Below are 18,573 nucleotides of genomic sequence, written 5' to 3' on the forward strand. Positions count from 1 at the left end.
TCGAAGCTCCTTCCCTCAATGGCTAATTCGCGTTAGTTTGACTTAGGAAAGCGCCTCCCCAAAAGGGGGGCGCTTTTTGCATTACATATGCTCTCTTACCACATAAGTAATAAGTACCTACATATGTAGTGCTTAGGTGTAGTGCTTAGGAGGGCAGACAAAATGCTATAAATACTCTGGTAGCAGTTTAGGGAGAAAGAGAGAGTATGGGGTTTTTGCCAGTTGGCAAACGTCAGGAGATAACCCACTTTCAAACTCAATTTTTAGGTGTTGGCATCGTGTTTTTTACAATCTCTGCGATCGCCCAATCTGCCTTAGCTTTACCACCACCAGAAGATACACCAGAAGAAGTCTTGCGGACGGAAATCTTTCTCACAGCGCGATCGCCTGTGGATGGCAAATCACTAACTGCTGCCCAATACGCTCAATTACAAGCTAAATTACAAACCCGTCCTGCACCACCCACTTTGAACTCTCAAGTCCGAGAAATCGTTTTTCTACTCCAACTGCGAAAGGCAATTCGGACTTTTTTACCTTTTTTGCCTATTTGAGGGAGCAGGGAGCAGCGAACATTTATCAGTAGAGAGTGGCTAGTGGCTAGTGGCTGGTGACTAGTGACTAGAATTGCTCCCTTTACCGCTCTGCTTCCTTGTCTCCCTTGTCTTCCTTGTCTCCCTTGTCTCCTTTTCCCTGACTCCCCAAAGTCTTACCTATGGTTGAGACAAAATCAAACTAAATACCGTTGCTTTGCTTGCTCATTTGCAAATAAATGTAAAGAGTGTGTATAAGTATGACGAGAGGAGTTTAGTAAATTTATTCTAAGTAGGTAGCTGCATGTCTATGACCACCATTGCACCAGAACAGGTAGATCGAATTATTTGGAACCAGCATCAAGATCCTTTTGAAGTGCTAGGCGCTCATTCCGTGGAACATGAAGGCAAAACCGTCTGGGCAGTGCGAGCATACTTACCAAATGCGAGTGCGGCGTGGGTGGTACTGCCAGAGGAAAGAAAAGAATTTCCGATGGAGACCGTGCATCATCCTCACTTTTTTGAATGCACGCTCGATCTTCCCGAACTGGCAAACTATCAGTTGCGGATTTTGGAGGGAGAACGCGAGCGTGTGATTTACGACCCCTACGCCTTTCGCTCTCCCCGCTTGACAGATTTTGACCTGCATCTATTTGCGGAAGGCAATCACCACCGCATTTATGAAAAACTAGGAGCGCACGCAACAGAAATTAACGGTGTCCAAGGCGTTTATTTCGCTGTTTGGGCTCCGAACGCGCGCAACGTGTCAGTTATTGGAGATTTTAATCATTGGGACGGACGCAAGCACCAGATGCGCAAAGGTGCTACAGGAGTATGGGAAATATTTATTCCCGAACTCAAAGTCGGCGATCGCTATAAATATGAAATAAAAAATAACAATGGTCACATCTACGAAAAGTCTGACCCTTATGGCTATCAGCAAGAACCCCGACCCAAAACCGCATCCATTGTCACAGACTTAGACGCTTATGAATGGAGCGATTTGGCATGGATGGAAAAACGCCGCCATACCGACCCCCTAACACAGCCAATTTCTGTTTATGAAGTCCATCTCGGTTCGTGGCTGCACGCCTCCTCTGCCGAACCACCCAAGTTGCCTAATGGGGAGACAGAACCCGTCGTCATTGTCTCGGAACTCAAACCAGGGGCGCGTTTTCTCACCTACCGAGAACTTGGCGATCGCCTGATTCCCTACGTAAAAGATTTAGGATACACCCATATTGAATTATTACCAATTGCAGAGCATCCCTTTGACGGCTCTTGGGGATATCAAGTCACTGGCTATTATGCTTGTACGTCCCGCTATGGCACACCAGAAGACTTCATGTATTTTGTTGACCAATGCCACCAAAACGGTATTGGGGTAATTGTTGATTGGGTTCCAGGTCATTTTCCTAAAGATGGACACGGGTTAGCATTCTTTGATGGGACTCACCTCTACGAACATGCCGATCCGCGCAAGGGAGAACACAAAGAATGGGGAACTTTAGTATTCAACTACAGCCGCAACGAAGTGAGAAACTTCTTGGTTGCCAACGCCTTGTTCTGGTTTGATAAGTATCATATCGACGGAATTCGGGTAGATGCCGTTGCCTCAATGCTTTACCTGAACTATTGCCGCAAAGAAGGGGAATGGTTGCCAAATCAATATGGTGGCACGGAAAATTTAGAGGCAGCAGAGTTCCTGCGGCAAACAAATCACGTTATTTTTAGTTATTTTCCTGGTATCGTCTCCATCGCGGAAGAATCTACCGCTTGGCCTATGGTATCTTGGCCTACGTATATGGGCGGATTAGGCTTTAATCTCAAGTGGAACATGGGCTGGATGCACGATATGCTGGATTACTTCAGCATGGACCCTTGGTTTCGCCAGTTCCACCAAAATAACGTCACTTTCAGCATGTGGTATCACCACAGCGAAAATTACATGTTGGCTCTATCCCACGATGAAGTCGTACATGGCAAAAGTAACATCATCGGTAAAATGCCAGGGGATAGGTGGCAGAAATTCGCCAACGTCCGCTGCTTGTTTACCTTCATGTTCGTTCACCCCGGCAAAAAAACCATGTTTATGAGCATGGAGTTTGGACAGTGGAGCGAGTGGAACGTCTGGGGTGACTTAGAGTGGCAGTTGTTGCAATATGAATCACACCAACAGCTCAAGCAGTTTTTCAAAGATCTAAACCACACATATCGCTCTGAACCAGCTTTGTACAGCCAAGATTTTGCTGAAGCGGGGTTTGAGTGGATCGATTGCAGCGACAATCGCCATAGCGTAGTTGCGTTAATTCGTCGCGCCAAAGATTCAGAGGATTTTGCGATCGCAGTTTGTAACTTTACTCCCCAACCGCACTCTCACTACAGAATTGGCGTACCCGAACCAGGGTTTTACCAAGAGTTATTTAATAGCGATTCCCGCGAGTACGGCGGTAGCAACATGGGTAACTTAGGGGGCAAATGGACGGATGAATGGCAATACCACAATCATCCCTATTCCATCGATCTGTGTTTGCCTCCCTTAGGCGTGCTAATTTTGAAGCTAAATCGGGAAAAAACAGCAGAGGCGATGAGTAAGTAAAAAGTCAAAAGTCAAAAGTCAAAAGTCAAAACTAATAACAACTAACCATCGGCGATCGCAAATGACCAATTACCAATGACGTTTAATCCAGACAATTCTCATCACTAGCAGATCGGATTGCGCCTAAGAGAGTAGCAATCTTAACACAACTCCAGCGCTGTCCGCCGCTACGAGTGGCGATCGCAATTTTTCCTAACGGACTATTTGCTTCTCCGCGATAGTTAAATTGCATTCGCCATAAATTATGAGTTGGATCGAATTCTAAAGTTGTGCCATCGGGATCGTTGGCATTCACAATTGGATCGACGATGCGAACCGCTGCATCTAAGTTTTGCCAAGTTACAGCAGTCGGGTTTGTACTTGCTGGCAGAACGATCCACTGTGCTACGCCGTTATGTTCGCGAAAGCTGACTTGCCATATTACTTTATCTCGCCTAGCATTACTTTGTGCTGCCTGTAAAGAGCGCAAAATTTGGTCTTGAGCAACACTCAAACGGCGACCGTCAACAAAAGCCACCCAACTAGGAGCCGCGATCGCACTTAAAACTCCGATAATAATGACTACAACGATGAGTTCGATCAGGGTAAATCCTCGATTCCCCCTCTCTCCCCTATCCCCAATGGAGATTCCAAGAGGAACGCGATCTGTAGGGGCGCACAGCTGTGCGCCCCTGCGAAAAATCGATGGGTGTAAAATTGTCTTGGTAATTTTATTCATAACAAATTGCCGCTAAAATTTAGAGCTGGTCGTACCGCGACTTTTCACTTGTATATTTAAACTAGGAAAATAGCTAGCCTGACTGTCACTATAAACAGCATTTTGTTCCAAACGCATCAACGCACTTCCTCTTAAATAAACTTGAGCTAAATTGCGCGATGCATCTACACAGGCATAAAAACTATTTATTTGTAAAGGATTAGCAAGTTGAGTATTAGCAGGAACGAGTTGAGCATCAGAAGAAATATTTTGACAATCTAACGGCTTTGGCGTGCGATCGCTCGGACTCGGATCGACATAATCTACTAATACTTCAATCGGATTTTTTTGCAGATCGTAAGCTGTATCTGCCTTTTCCCAAGCATTCATTTTATCTTCAATACTCCCCGCCTGAGAAAGATTGAATAATTGAAAACCCGGAGCGGGATTTGTCAGATAATTACGCGAATTATGAGAATCTCTAATTCCATCTTGTATTTCGAGTCTTCCAATTCTGGCTGCTCCCGACCAAGCAGGATTATTATCTTTAATTAAGTAATAAATAACTAAAGAATAAACAAAATAATCTCTTTGACTACAGGTATCAGTTCTAGGTAACTTAGTCAAGCATCCAACAGTAGTTGTAGTTCCATCTATCGTAATAACAGGACGATCTTGAGCTAAAAAAGTAGGCTTCCAAAACACAAGTACGGGAACTTTATCTGCTTCTCTAGCATGAGGCAATTGGTCGGCGATCGCCTGCACCCCATCAGCATCATAAATATAAATAGCTTCCTGTAAATCCCTAGAAATATAATCGAGTGCCAACTGTATTTCTTGTTCGCTACTAGACTTCGCCTGTTCTCTTCGCTCAGAAGTCAACATATTCGTCATAAAAGACAACAGCGAACTCAAAACAATCGAAGAAATAACAATCGACACCAACAACTCAATCAAAGTAAAACCATTACAACCCAATCTTCTTCTCTTTTCTTTCCTTTCTTTGCGCCTCTGCGTCTTTGCGCGACAAAAATCAAAAAAATCATGACTCATACAAATTTTTAACCTTATTATCAATAAAAATATAGCAAATCAAAAAACAGATATTTAAACTTTTGACTTTTGACTTTTGACTTTTGACTTTTGACCTTTGGCTCACTCACACCCAAGGCGATCGCAAAAATCATTTATACTCGACTCATCATTAGCAACTTCTGTAGCTATTTCAACCAATGGTGTTTTGAAATTACCCAACCCTCCCGAAAAAGTCAACTGCGTTCTTTGAGTATTAGGATCGCTAGCAACCAGCGGTGACAGATCGCTAAAACCAGCAGCACGATAAACCCGAAGCCCCAATATATAAGCTTTATCCATAGATCGATCCTCAGAACTGGCGCTGCGAAAAGCCTGAATCACCAAATCTTGTCCGCTATCGCTACTACAACCGCCACCATCTAAATCGAAACAATATAAACTTGATGTCGTATTATTCCAGCAATAAGAATTACCAACTGTAACATTCGTACAACGCAAACCACCAGAAGTAGAAGGAGGAGCTGTAGCAACAAATTGTTCGCGTTGAGAATTAAAATTTTTGTTACTATCGACTTCATTTAAGACAACTATATGCTGTGGTGGTGCAATCGTTCCCGCCTTAACTCCAGCAATATAGGTTTTTGTTGCTTGAGTTGCTAATTCTATTCGCCTTGCTTGCAGCCGATTACCAACAGCAAGGACAAACACAGGCGCGATCGCGGTCATCAATATTGATAGAATTGCGATCGCGATTAAAGCCTCTAGGATAGTGAAGCCTGATGAAGCGGGAGTCGTAGGGGCGCACAGATGTGCGCCCGTACTAGAGTCGGGAGTCGGGAATTGCAAACGACTTTTGACTTTTAAGTTTTGACTTTTGACTTTTGCACTAACTCGTCTTTTCTTATTCATCTCCCTTGTCCCCCTTGTCCCCCTTGTCCTCTAATTCAAGTTTGCCGGATAATCGGGTGTATCGTTTTGACAAGTTGCCGGACGCTGAGTTTTATCTGAAACCGCATATTGAGTGTAGGTAGCTGTAACTTTACCAGTGCGATCGCTGGCTATGGCTGCACACAACAAAGTTTGTACCCAAGAATCGTCTCGACTGACTTCTCTGAGGAGTTCGCTAGGCTGGCTTGTCGATGGAGTAGTAAACTCTTGGGCAAATAAGTCTGAAGATTGGGATAGTAAGGCAACATCAAACTGCCAGTGTCGTTCTGGTTCGCTGTAATATGGTGGCGTTCCTGTCGGTAAATCGTTATTAGCGCCACCAGTGGGATATTTATTAATAGCGTAGTCAAACCAACTAAGGTTATCGGTTGCTGTAGCCAACTCAGTAGCCGTGTCGCGACGGATCGGCATAAATGGTGCTGTAGCGTAGGTACTCCGCCGCATTTGAATAAAATTACCGTCGATTTTGACGATTCTGTTTTCCCAGTTTTCTAGAAAACGGACGAAGTTAGGCAATCCTGCCGACTCTTCTTGAGGACGACTGGGACTATTACCAGCCATAAATACAGCATTAAAAGTTGTATCTTCTTCAGCTGCTTGCAACCAGTTGGTAGCGTAACGATTTGGGTTTCCTCGATCCAGGTTTTCACTGGGAGAACCATCGGGACTGTGAATTTGTAAAACTGGTACTAATAGCGGCTTACCATTAGAGATTTCTTTAATAAACAGCAGATTATTTGGACTATACGATTCGCCTTGAGTTGGATCAACAGAATTAGATGTTGTTTTAAACCATAATGCATTAGATACTTGCCGAGGCAATCCATCTGGTTTACCGTTATTATTTTCATCAACATAGCGAAACTGTTTTACATTTCCTTGAGAATCTATTCCTAAAGGAGTTAGTTGATTAGCATTGATTTGGTTATTTTGTTGTTGTTGATTATTTTGTTGTTGGTTGTTTTGTCGATCGCTCTGTTGGTTGTTCTGTTGGTTACCTGGATTACTCTGTTGATTGTTTGAATTATTTTGTTGATTATTCTGTTGGTCGCCTAGATTACTTTGTTGGTTGTTTGAATTATTTTGTTGATTATTCTGTTGGTCGCCTGGATTACTTTGTTGGTTGTTTGAATTATTTTGTTGATTATTTTGTCGCTCGTTTAAACTATTCTGCTGGTTGTTTTGTTGGTTATTTAAATTATTTTGGCGATTATTCTGGTTCCTGTTTTGATTTTGGTTTTGATTATTTAAGTTATCGTTTCGCTGAAAAGCCACTCGCCGAGGATAGCGTCTATCTTCTGGTTGTAATGCAGGTGAAGCAGTAGTACCAGCCCCAAGTCGATCGGGTTTGTATCCTCCATTTGGTGGACTACTTAGATTTATAGCACTATTGATTTCGTTATTATTCAACTTTTTGTCACCATCTTGGTCATACCCAATCTTCCAATCACCATCTGCACAGGTTTCAACAGGTATTTTTCGACAAATTTCCATGACGTATTCAGGAAAGTTTGTGCGTCGCTGTATGGGTGTGACTCCGTTCGTTAAATAGGAACCTACATAACTCTCGTCGGAATTTTTCTGATTAGGATATGGATTACCGCTACTATTTGTATCCCACCAGTCAGAACTAGTGACAAAGCTGTTGTCCCAAAAGCCATTATTCTTCCGGTTTTGAGACACCTTTTCGCGTTCTGTCGTAGCCTGCTGAGGATTATCTGGCGTAGTTTGTTGAGAGATGGGGAGTGCTGTATTATTGTTGAGATCGTAGTCTCCCTCACTGCGGAAACCATCTCTGAAAGAATTGGATAGCAGCGTTACAGTATCAGCAATAATAGTAGAAGATCGCCACGTATCGCCATCGCGATCGGGACATCCTGCTTTTCCAGGGCGACAGGCAAAATTTGGATTGAGATTTCCTAATCTCCGAGTATAAAAATTGCTCCAATTAGACCAATCTAATGTTTCTTGAAACTCTTCTAATTTGTTACCTAACGGGGTTTGATGTAGGTTAAAATCACCTTTGATATATACAGGGAGATTGGAAACTAAAATCAATCCCTTCTCTTCCGGGCGATATCTATTATCAATATCGCGCGATAAGTCACTCCCATTAATTAAACGAATCCCATTAGGGCGACGGGTAGGATCGAGTTTAAAATCTGTAGGACTAAGCAACTGACTCTCATGTCGCGCAATCGCAGATGTATCGGTTGAACTTTGTACTATAATTGAGCTACCAGTGCTATTAGAAATAGAATTAATTGCCGATGAATCATCGCGTAAGGCATCGTCACGACTGGCGTAAAGTATTCCACTATTTGGTAATAGATAATCGCTGTCGATCCGACTTGGATCTATTTTCTTTCGAGTAATTCCTACGACTTTTTCTTTCTCTGGATCGCTATATGTTTCTTGAATTTCTCCCGTACTCAGATTGATGTCTGTCACCCTTATTTCTAATGGTTGACGCTGTTCTAGATCTAAGTCGTAGCGGGGATTGCGATCGCTGTTGAGTGTAGAACTTGAAGGATCGTCTTCATCGCGGCTAATTGCTTTAATTTCTCTACTATCTAAGAAGGAAGCTTCTTGAATTGCTCCGTGGGGAATAATTGGATTATTATTGACTGGTATAATCGTTCCGTCTAAGATTTTTAAAGCACAAATCGCTGTATCAAGCGCGGCGTTATCTGATATACTCAGCGGTTTCTCGGGGTCTTCCAGCGTAACGTTTGCAGTTAACTTTTTGAGAGCATTTTGTAAGGGTTGATTGACAATGCGTCCGTTGGGAAACATCATCTTTGCTTGCGATCTTAGTTCTGGTAAGTAAATCCCAATTTCTCTAATTCTATCGTTATTGTTAGTATAAGGAGCTTCATAAACTATGCCATTATTTGACCTACCATTAAGGTCGTTATTGTAAGGTAAAACATTGCCACCTGCGCCCCAGGGATAACCGTTATTAGTGCCAAACTTACCATTTTTGGCTGTAGTGTCATCTGTAGGATCGTAATAACTGCTAACACAAGCAATTGGTATTTGCTCGACACCCGTACTCTGGGTATAGTGATAAACTGCTGTCGCACGCATTCGCAGATTGGGAGGATTTGCTTGCTTTGGATCTTTTATCTGTTCGTCACCACCTGTCATCGGCATCATGTCAGACCAAACCAGGGTATATTTATCTATAGGTTGACCTGCAATTCTTAACCGATTATCAGGAGTAGGAAGATCTGCTCCAGAGTCAAGTTTACGGTTTGATAGATCGGGTAAAAAAGAATCGACTTGTAAAGCTGGAATGCGAGAGTTATTATCTTTGCGATCGCGGTAAATTCCCGTACCTGTAATAATCCGTAACCCTCCGGTATTGGTGGCGGTTTGTCGTTCCCAAAATCCACCGCGTTCTGCAATTTCGCTAGTATCGAATGGCTGTACTTGGGTGCTACGATAGCGCGGCTTATCGTTAGGAGTCGTCCAGTTTATACCAGCAATTAATTGTCGGTCGCGGGGTGCTGTAACATAGTTATTGCCATCTTTCCAATATGCAGGTAAGTTATTTCCTACACGAATGCGATCGCCTAAATATCTCTCAGTTCCATCTAGCTGTTGTTCGGGAGATGTTGCTTCTAATTGGCGCGTTCTGAGTAACAATCTAGTATTATTACCTGTTGGTTCTCGCCATTCGGCAGGCGGTTCGATTATATTTAAATTGGCAAAAATATTGTCTTGGGTGTAATCGTCTAAAATATCGTTATTTGATTCTAAAACTTCTGCATAAGGGACGCGCCGAGTGCGATGACGCAGATATCTTTCTAATTCTTCTGAGAGGACAATATATGTATTTAAACTAGGATTTTCCTGCAAGCGTTGGCTGAAGCGATTTTTCACCTCGTCAGGATATCTGTTAATTGCTAAAACTGTCTTAATTTCCGGTGGTTCTAATTCAGAACAATCTCGTCCAGCTTCGATACAAAATTCTAATGCTGCTTGTTTCATCAAGGCAATACGTTGGTTAAACGCATCATCAGAATAGGCAATTTCTTCTCCGCCCGTTTCCTCTGTAGATTTATTATTACTGCCAATTTGAGCGGTGTTATTGCTTGGATTGTTACTATATAAATCGACAGTCACGACATTGCGATCGCTCGTATCGGTAACGCTACCATTACCAACATTACCCCCAACAGTAATTTTGCCGTTTTCTGGTTGATAGAAACAGGATTCTTGACTATCGACTTGATAAAATCTAACTGTGGCGTTGTTGCGTCCACCTACTAGTAAGTTTCCATTAGTATGAATTCTGCCATTAATGCGAAAATCATTACTGGGTGACAATTCTAAATCGTCGTTGAACCATACTGCATATTGATTCAGCGGAATCAAGCTGCGGTCTTGTTGATACTCTAGAGCATAAAAGCTGGTATTACCCCCTAAAGTTTCAAAGCGATCGCCTAAATTGGTATTGTCTGTAATGGGTACGCTGGCAGTGTAGACAAAAAAGCTTTTATTTAATTTATTACTAGATTGATACCAACCATTGTCTAATATTTCTGTATCTGCATTTAAAATATCAGCACAACGACTGTTAGCAATTGGGATATTTACAGGCGGGGTTCTGGCTTCGAGAGGATTGCGTTCGCGGTTAAAATTACCTGCTTCAATGCTAGGACTGCGGAAGTAAATCCCATAAAGTGTATATGTATCAAATTTACCATTGTTATTGGTATCGATGGGGAAACGCCAAGCAGTTGTTAAAGTTTCGTCATTTTTGATATCGGCGTTGTCTGCGGTTATGGCATTATTTTGATTAATATCAAAGCCTAGTTTCAGGCGCGTCTCATCGCCAAAAGTAAATTTAGAGTTGTATTTAATTGCGTTGTAGAGAGATTGAGTGGAAGGCGTGCGGCTGGGTAGGGCAGGATCTTTCAGTAAAGCCTCAATTTTAACTTTAGCACGGGCGATCGCGGGTGCGGCTGCTTCTGCTGCTGCCTGACTGACTCTAACATTACTCGCATTACGGGCGCGATCGAAAGACCGAATTGTCATGGCTGCGGTCATTAGTACCACTACCATCGATACCACAGCGACAGTTGGTAAAATAAAGCCAGTCTCAGCCGAACGGCGGCGTTTTTTGAGATATAAAGGTTTTAACCGTCGTCGCCTTTGCCTATGAGTCAGCGATCGCGCGATATATTTCAGTATATGATTTAACATTGTTGCTTTCCTACTCTAGGGATATCTACTTAGAATAAAGTAGACTAAACGCCTAACAGCGTTCTCCCCTGCTAGCCTGCAAAGTTATTCTATCGCGCCATAAGTTCTTTTGCTTTTGTTTAGCACTGCTGGCAAAATAAAACATCCCCGTGGAAACACTGAAATTTTTCATATCACTTCGCAACAGAGTTTAAAGAAAATTAAATATTTTATCTTATTAAATTTCAAATCTAATATTTTGTTTTAAGAAATAGTGAAGCAGAGCTTCAATTGCTGATTTTGTAGGAAAAGCATTAGTGAGCTCGATTGACCCCTGATTGTATTAGAAGAAGTTAGTTTTCAGCGACAGCGACACAAAGAAAAATTGAGATTTGACTTAACTCAGTTGCGTTCAAAAATAAAGCCTCAAACTAGATAGTATTTTCACTGAAGACAGTTTCAAAAATACAGATTAAATTAAGTGTGTAAATTTTATACCTATCGCTTGATTTGAGCGATCGCAGCCAAATTTATAGTTTGGTTTTTGCTGTCGTTCAATTAGTTTTCAAGCAGTTCTTTAAAGTTAAGTATCGCGCTCGTCCACGCCTTAGTAACACAGAAATTTATATGAGTCCGAAGTTAAAGTTAGCCCTAATTTGTCGCTATAGCGATCGAGGTTTTGCTTTACCTATTGCCATCAGCTTAGGATTTATTATTCTGCTTGTCGTCGCCACGCTACTGATGAGATCTCAAGACGATCAAATGACTGCTTTGGCTCAAAAATCAACTAGTCAAGGTTTGAGTGCAGCAGAGACAGGTGTTACTCGCTATCAGTCATTAATAAACAAAAATCGAGTTATCGCAATGTACTCGCGTACAGGTACTCCTGGCTGGACGACTGCATCAGGTATTCCAGATATCGACACCTGTACTGGTGGTGGTGCTTCTCAAGTTACAGCGGCTGCAACCACAGACTGGCGGGATGTAGATTCATCTGATTCTAGTAAAGGTCAGTATAGACTAATTGACTATACTTACAGTCCTACTCAAGGGGTTCTTCCAGGTACAGGAGTTTTAACAATTGAAGGGCGAGTTAATCAAGTTGGAACTAGCAGTACAGCTACTTCAGGTGTAGGTACAGCCACAACTAGATTGCAAGTAAATATTCCTGTTATTAATCAACCATCTGGCGCTTCACCAGCACCAGCTTTATTAATCCAAAATTTTACCCAAAACATGGGGGGTAATAAAGTGAAGGGAGATATAGTAGTTGCTGGATGTTCTGTTCCATCTGGGGTTTCTAGTAGTAATACTGTGAGTGGCAATGCTCCTATTACTAAACCTGATCTCGCCTTTCCGAAGACTCCAACACTACCGACTTCTAACCTAAATACAGTTTCTCCTTCTGATGTTTTGGGAACAAATCTACCGCGAAAAAATGCTTCTGGTGTTGTCACAGATCAAGCACAACCTGATGGTTCTTATCACTATCTAATTCAAGGCAATTTAGCTGGAAACGGGAGTGGTGCAAACATAACCTTAGGAACGGGAGCCAAAGTTGTTTTCTACGTGCAAGGCAAAATAGATATTGGTGGTAGCCCCGATATCAATAAGAATGGTTATCCTAAAAACTTACAAATTTATGGCAATACATTTCAGCGCAACGCTGATGATACAGTCAAGCTGGATGCCTCCAACAAACCTCTAACTAAATATGGTTGTTCCGCAGGAATCACCTTACCCACTCTTACTCCTCCTGTAAGTGACAGTGCTATCTCTCCTCCCAGCTATACGGTCAACTGCCCCACTGTGTCTGTAAGTTTGAACGGTGGTGGCTCTATTCAAGCTCTTGTCCATGCACCTGATGCTACTGGTAATGTTGCAGGCTCAGGTGGTGGTTGTAACACAAGTGCAGATCCTCCAACTGGTGGCGGCTTTATTGGTGCTGTTTGGATTAAAACGTGGGATAAGCAATCCAACAATGCTGGACCTATGGTTTGTGCTTATGGGAACTACAGCGACTACCTATCATTTCAACAAACAACCCAACCATCAATTCCTGCTATTTCTTCTTGGCAACGGGAGGAGATACCCTAAATGTTGAAGAAAAAACCCTTAAAACTAGAGCAAGGATTTACAGTGATAGAGGCGTTATTTGCCATTTTAATAGCAACTATATTTGTTACTGTCGCTATGCAAATGATGGCAATTGCCGCTATTTTTAAAGCCCGCGCTCAACAAAATGCTGAAGCAACAACTTGGATTCAGGAAGATCTAGAGAATGTAAAGCTACAAGCTACTGAATTAAATATAAAAAATGTTGATAGCATGACAGCCTCGACTGATCGAGTTACTATTACAAGTCATGGCTATTCTAATGGCAATACCGTAATATTTCAGGGGACTGGAACAATTGCGGGAGGAATAGAGCAGAGTAGAACTTACTACGTAAGGGATGTTGCTACAGACACTTTCAAATTAGCTAGCTCTTCTAGTGGTGCAGCAATTGATTTAACTAGTGATAGTACGGGAGACTTAACTAGTATTGCCACTGCAAAATGTGCTGGCAACTCTGCTACAGATGGTTATGCAGATAGTCTGCGAGATTCGATCAATGGTGATTCTGCAAGCACAAATAATACTTCTAAAACTTTCTCAAAAACTAGCACCTTAACATCTCAGCAATTTAATTTAGCTAGAAGTACTATCCCTAATTCTGATGACTATAAATCACTAAAAATCAGTTATACCGTTACTCCAGCTTCCGGTGGAAAATCTATAGCTAGTTTTTATACTGAGGTAATACCAAATGCTGCCTTATACTGCCCGACAAACTGACGAGCGCGGTTTCACAATGCTAGAACTAGGGTTTGTATTGATGATAGTTGGCATTCTAGCTGCGATCGCTATTCCCAGCTTTATTACTTCGATTAATAAAAGTCAAGCTAGTGATGCCTTGGATCGAGTTAGAGGTGCATTGCAAGAATCTCAAAGAGAAGCAATTCGGAAAAGTAAAACTTGTACAGTTACCGTACCGAAAGGCGATAACAAAACCATCTCTGGTACTTGTTTGGTTACAGGCGATCGAACTTTGACAGGTATCAATATAGATTATACTAATACCGCTCCCTGGACAATAACGTTTGACTTCAAGGGTAGAACAAACAATGTAAGTAGTAGTGGAACAATCAAACTTGCTTCAACTAACGGAAGCATTAAAGAGAAAAAATGTCTTGTTATTTCTCAAGGATTAGGAATTATTAGGACTGGTAATTATACAGGAACTAATTGTGAGAGTTCGCGTTAATATCGATGAGTTTTATGTTTAAGTTTCCTATGAAAAACGATTATTTGAGATTATTTCTACTTCAAAAAAACTCTACTGGGTTTACCTTAGTAGAATTATTAGTGGCAATGGTTCTGACTTCAATTTTTATTGCTGCTGCGGGTTATGGTTTAGTTAGTATTAGCAGTGCTAACCAAAAAGCCAAAGCTGAAACCGAAAGGCGAGTAGATCTAAACCGAGCGCAAGACTTTATAGCTGATGAAGTCAGAACAGCAATTAAGGTAGATGATAGTAGTCCTGCGCCAGCATGGGCTTGGACAGATTTAGGATCTACTATGGGTGGTGTTGCTCCTGAAGCAAAATTATACTTGCAGATACCATTTCAAGTAATAGGTAGTACAAATGCTGGTGGTAGTAGTGAAATCACTATCAACAATCACGGGCTTCCTAATGGAACTGCGGTGATGTTTGTAGGTTCTGGTACGGCTCCAGGTCTCACTAAAAAGCAAAAATACTACGTTATTAATACAGCTACGAACACTTTTAACGTATCAAGCACACCAGGAGGAACTGCACAACCTATAACAGGTAATATTTCTGGTGGTTCTTTAAATTTACACAGACTTGTTACATATTACGTTCGCAAAAACACTCCTACCTGGTTAGGTGATAGAACAATTAATCGTTCTACTGGAGATTGTTCAACTGCTTCAGATACTCTCTGTCCGGTTTTAGTTGACTCAATTGCAGCAACAAATGGATTTACAGCTACAGCGACCTCTGCACGCAAAGCAGATGTGACCCTAATTGCTCAGCTTACTGATGATAGCTCTTCAAAGACATTAACAGTAGGCAGCGATTCCTTCGCTAGAGCCTTTGAGCTTTTAGTTGCTTTGGGTGGAGGTACAGGCACAGGTACAGGTACAGGCACAGGTACAGGCACAGGTACAGGCACAGGTACGGGAACTGGCACTGGCACAGGTACGGGAACTGGCACTGGCACGGGTACAGGCACGGGTACAGGCACAGGTACGAGTACAGACACTAGCACCAGCACTAGCACGAGTACGAGTACAGACACTAGCACTAGCACTAGCACGAGTACGAGTACAGACACTAGCACCAGCACTAGCACGAGTACGAGTACAGACACTAGCACCAGCACGGATACTACAAATATCCCACCAAGAACGTTTACAGTTACAGATGGCAAAGTGACTCTTAATCAGTCATCACGTTCGTCTTTTGAAATTATTGGTGGTTCTATGTTGTGTTATGGAGAGTCATTTACTGGAGAAATTCCCACCCACACAAAGATTCTTGTTACTCAAAACGGTACTACAACTACTCTAGACGTACCAGAAGATACTACGAATAAGGTATTGAGTATTTCAGCGGCAGCGGGAACTACACTTACTGCTACAGGAATCTCTGACCCCGCTTCTTGGTGTACTGATGATGGTTTTAATGGGAAAACCTACAACTCTCAGGTAAGTAATGCAAATACAGGTACTCCCAAGCAAGTCTGGGCATTGGTTGATGGTGACGTACCACCACCATTCAAACCTGCCAACGGTCAGCTCAGCATTGATGCATTTCTAGACAAGTATCTGGTGCCAGATCCAGCGTATCCAAATGACAACACTAAGAAAAAAATCAAACTTCAGAATAACCAGGTTATTTACTTATTTGAGCTATTTACAGAGAATCAAAATAGTGGCGCTTTCGACGTACAAGACATAGTGATGTTAGCCACGTTTACACCAACAGACAACCCCCAACCAATACCTCAGCCAACTATACCACCCCTACCCACTACACCTGTTATCACAGCTACAGCTGATCCTTCTAAGAAGAAAGTCACGCTGACATGGAACCCTGCGGCTAACGCAACTGGTTACAATATCTATAAAGTCACAGTACACAAAAATAATGTATTTGGTACTGACTATACAGCAACTAGTTTTTCGTTGCTTGGTAATAGCAATTCGGGTTTAGTTCTGCCTCTAGATTTCAACGAAATCAATTCTAGTAAAAAAGTCTGCTATGCAGTTACAGCAAAGAATATAACAGGTCAAAGTTCTTTAAGTACACCTGCTTGCTTCCTAAATGGTGGAGCGTCAAAAACTCCTTAGGTTCGAGCAGAAATATAATAAGATTAGCTTGTAACCCACTATAACTATATGAGAGGAGAGGTAAAAGTGCTTTCAGAGCAATCCTCTCCTCTTTTTATATTGCCTTTAGCAATTACAACTACAATCTTATAACTACAATATATACTCGTTACAACTGTATTACTAAGAGCGATGCAGTGCTTGAACGCTTTTTTTCAATCTTAGCGAAGCCTAAACATGATAAATTTTTTAGTTTATCTGGGTATCTTATTACCGTTGGATATTATGTTTAGGCACTTATATTAGTTAGAGTAAGGAGCGGCAACTATAGATAGTCAACGGTTTAGATTCTCTAAGCAAGAACTGCTGTTTGTCGCAGCAGGTTCAGCTATATTCTTATGTTTAGCTAGTTACAGCTTTTGCCACAGACAAGTAATGGAGTCATGGTTCATATATGGCTCATATTATGCGATGCTTGCCATTTTTGTGTTATGGCTAGTTCAGCTTTGGTGCTACTGCAAAGCTATCTCTTTCTGCTTTAAAACTTTTCTCAAATATTATTGGATTGGTCTTATCGGGGCATTAATCCTAACTTGCTTCTTATTTGTATCACTATCGCCTGATTATCGTGTTCTGAGCGATGAAACCAACCTCTTGGCAGTGTCTAAGTCAATGACGTATAACAAGACAATTTTCAACACCACGATGGGCAAGTGGTATTACGACAACTTTCATCCAATTCAGCAAGAAATCCCAATTCGCCCACCAATGTTTCCGTTCTTGATTTCGCTATTGCATTCCTTATTTGGCTTCAGCCGAAATAATATATTTATACTAAATGGTCTAGGTTTGTTTGCGTTACTGTCCCTTGTTTATGTCTGCGTCAAGAAAACATTAGATACGACTAGTGGCTTTGCAGCCATGATCCTTATTGCTTCCCAACCGATTATCACCCTTAGCGCAACCTCGGCTGGTTTCGATCTATTTTCTGCTACTTTCCTAGCCATCACCCTCATCTCCCTCTATGGCTTTATGAGAGAGCTTACATCACATGGTCTTAGTCTACTATGGATAAACCTAATGATGTTTTGCTATATCCGCTATGAATCCGTTGTTTACTTTCTCTTGTTATTAGGATTCTTAGTTGGATTTCGTCTACTTCGTTTACACTATCTCAAGCCATCATTATATCTATACGTACTTACCCCAATTATCTATCTGCCCTACTTATGGCAAAGGATACTTACAAAGGGAAATTATGAAGTACCTGAAGGTATGAGTCTGTTTAGTGTTAATAGTTTTTGGTCTCATCTTTCCGATCTTTTATCTGCACAACTATGCTTCGATTTTTATCTACCTTTTGCCACAGGTGTAAACATCACTGGAGTTTTACTCTTAGGTATTTTGTTGATAGGATTAGCTTTAAAGAAGTTTCGCTTTGCTAAACCCTTTCAAGGCTATTATGCCTTCACGGTTAGCTTATGCCTGTTAGTTCACACATCAATGTATCTGGCGCATCATGCTGGGCAGTATACTCATCCTACTCAAGCTAGATTTTTTATTGTATTCGTAATCTGTTTAACCCTCATACCCTTTATTTACAAGTCTATAGGAGGAGCCTTACCCTCACGTCTGTTATTGGTTGGAGCATTAATTGCTTTCATCTTATATCATCCTATTGGAGTAGAAAACCGCTTCTACAATACAATGACCCTGCCACGAAAAACTCGCTATGTACGCGATTTTCTAAATAAGTTTGAAGATAAAGCAATTCTTGTGATTATTGATCGACCAGGGCAATACATATCTGAAAACTACGGTGCTGTTGACTTTGATTACGCAAATCAAAATTTAGACAGCTTACTCAACGATCTCAAGCGAGGTTTGTTTAAGGAAATTATTGTGGTTCAGGACTTAAACTACGATACTCAAAGCCCTATAAGCAGTAATAAATTGAATGCGAAATTTCAACTAAAAACATTATCTCAACGCCAATACACTGCAACAAAATATATCAAAATCTCATGTTTTAAACAAGCATTCAAATAACTTAACTTTTCAACAAAAGCTTTAGTTTACCTTTTTTTCTTATAACTGGAGTTTAGACTAAATCAAGAAAAAAGCGGTCAATCCTGTTGAAGTGACCACTTTTTGGTCAATGCTGAGATTTA

General features: G+C 41.5%; 11 protein-coding genes. 7 read left to right on the top strand and 4 right to left on the bottom strand.

All coding sequences use genetic code 11. The annotated features are described in order from the left end of the window. The first annotated feature begins 206 nt into the window (after window positions 1-206). Window positions 207-551, top strand: coding sequence for a hypothetical protein (locus DSM107010_RS32430; protein ID WP_106166857.1), 345 nt, complete (start codon window positions 207-209; stop codon window positions 549-551). 289 nt (window positions 552-840) lie between these two features. Further along, window positions 841-3,129, top strand: a complete 2,289-nt coding sequence (glgB, locus tag DSM107010_RS32435) for a 1,4-alpha-glucan branching enzyme (protein ID WP_106166858.1) — start codon at window positions 841-843, stop codon at window positions 3,127-3,129. An 82-nt stretch (window positions 3,130-3,211) separates the two neighbouring features. On the opposite strand, the gene DSM107010_RS32440 is transcribed toward glgB, so the two are convergent. The 4 genes from DSM107010_RS32440 to hpsA form a co-directional block, all read right to left on the bottom strand. Further along, window positions 3,212-3,847, bottom strand: coding sequence for a prepilin-type N-terminal cleavage/methylation domain-containing protein (locus DSM107010_RS32440; protein ID WP_106166859.1), 636 nt, complete (start codon window positions 3,845-3,847; stop codon window positions 3,212-3,214). Between the two features lie 12 nt (window positions 3,848-3,859). After that, window positions 3,860-4,879: a hormogonium polysaccharide secretion pseudopilin HpsC gene (gene hpsC, locus DSM107010_RS32445; RefSeq protein WP_106166860.1), complete on the bottom strand. Its 1,020-nt coding sequence runs from the start codon at window positions 4,877-4,879 to the stop codon at window positions 3,860-3,862. A gap of 102 nt (window positions 4,880-4,981) precedes the next feature. Continuing rightward, on the bottom strand, window positions 4,982-5,770 hold the full coding sequence (hpsB, locus tag DSM107010_RS32450) for a hormogonium polysaccharide secretion pseudopilin HpsB (protein WP_106166861.1): 789 nt from the start codon (window positions 5,768-5,770) through the stop codon (window positions 4,982-4,984). 30 nt (window positions 5,771-5,800) lie between these two features. After that, window positions 5,801-11,023: a hormogonium polysaccharide biosynthesis protein HpsA gene (gene hpsA, locus DSM107010_RS32455; protein ID WP_127024945.1), complete on the bottom strand. Its 5,223-nt coding sequence runs from the start codon at window positions 11,021-11,023 to the stop codon at window positions 5,801-5,803. A gap of 606 nt (window positions 11,024-11,629) precedes the next feature. Here hpsA and DSM107010_RS32460 point away from each other — a divergent pair. The 5 genes from DSM107010_RS32460 to DSM107010_RS32480 all read left to right on the top strand — a co-directional run bounded on the left by DSM107010_RS32460 (window position 11,630) and on the right by DSM107010_RS32480 (window position 18,451). Next, window positions 11,630-13,099, top strand: coding sequence for a hypothetical protein (locus DSM107010_RS32460; protein WP_127024948.1), 1,470 nt, complete (start codon window positions 11,630-11,632; stop codon window positions 13,097-13,099). Beyond that, a complete protein-coding gene (locus DSM107010_RS32465) occupies window positions 13,100-13,840 on the top strand; it encodes a type IV pilus modification PilV family protein (protein ID WP_106166864.1) in 741 nt (246 codons plus the stop codon). Then, window positions 13,812-14,309, top strand: a complete 498-nt coding sequence (locus tag DSM107010_RS32470) for a pilus assembly FimT family protein (RefSeq protein ID WP_106166865.1) — start codon at window positions 13,812-13,814, stop codon at window positions 14,307-14,309. The genes DSM107010_RS32465 and DSM107010_RS32470 overlap by 29 nt, the downstream gene beginning before the upstream one ends. 29 nt (window positions 14,310-14,338) lie before the next feature. Next, window positions 14,339-16,423, top strand: a complete 2,085-nt coding sequence (locus DSM107010_RS32475; RefSeq protein ID WP_158631926.1) for a type II secretion system protein — start codon at window positions 14,339-14,341, stop codon at window positions 16,421-16,423. Window positions 16,424-16,873: 450 nt separating this feature from the next. Next, the gene (locus DSM107010_RS32480; RefSeq protein WP_158631927.1) at window positions 16,874-18,451 is read left to right on the top strand and encodes an ArnT family glycosyltransferase; all 1,578 of its coding nucleotides are present in this window, start codon (window positions 16,874-16,876) and stop codon (window positions 18,449-18,451) included. The last annotated feature ends 122 nt before the right edge of the window (window positions 18,452-18,573 follow it).

This window comes from Chroococcidiopsis cubana SAG 39.79, from assembly GCF_003991895.1.
GTDB classification, from domain to species: domain Bacteria; phylum Cyanobacteriota; class Cyanobacteriia; order Cyanobacteriales; family Chroococcidiopsidaceae; genus Chroococcidiopsis; species Chroococcidiopsis thermalis.

Coding starts and splice junctions, on each gene's coding strand:
- DSM107010_RS32430 (WP_106166857.1), top strand. CDS start 207: ATGGGGTTTTTGCCAGTTGGCAAACGTCAGGAGATAACCCACTTTCAA.
- glgB (WP_106166858.1), top strand. CDS start 841: ATGACCACCATTGCACCAGAACAGGTAGATCGAATTATTTGGAACCAG.
- DSM107010_RS32440 (WP_106166859.1), bottom strand. CDS start 3,847: ATGAATAAAATTACCAAGACAATTTTACACCCATCGATTTTTCGCAGG.
- hpsC (WP_106166860.1), bottom strand. CDS start 4,879: ATGAGTCATGATTTTTTTGATTTTTGTCGCGCAAAGACGCAGAGGCGC.
- hpsB (WP_106166861.1), bottom strand. CDS start 5,770: ATGAATAAGAAAAGACGAGTTAGTGCAAAAGTCAAAAGTCAAAACTTA.
- hpsA (WP_127024945.1), bottom strand. CDS start 11,023: ATGTTAAATCATATACTGAAATATATCGCGCGATCGCTGACTCATAGG.
- DSM107010_RS32460 (WP_127024948.1), top strand. CDS start 11,630: ATGAGTCCGAAGTTAAAGTTAGCCCTAATTTGTCGCTATAGCGATCGA.
- DSM107010_RS32465 (WP_106166864.1), top strand. CDS start 13,100: ATGTTGAAGAAAAAACCCTTAAAACTAGAGCAAGGATTTACAGTGATA.
- DSM107010_RS32470 (WP_106166865.1), top strand. CDS start 13,812: ATGCTGCCTTATACTGCCCGACAAACTGACGAGCGCGGTTTCACAATG.
- DSM107010_RS32475 (WP_158631926.1), top strand. CDS start 14,339: ATGAAAAACGATTATTTGAGATTATTTCTACTTCAAAAAAACTCTACT.
- DSM107010_RS32480 (WP_158631927.1), top strand. CDS start 16,874: ATGCTTGCCATTTTTGTGTTATGGCTAGTTCAGCTTTGGTGCTACTGC.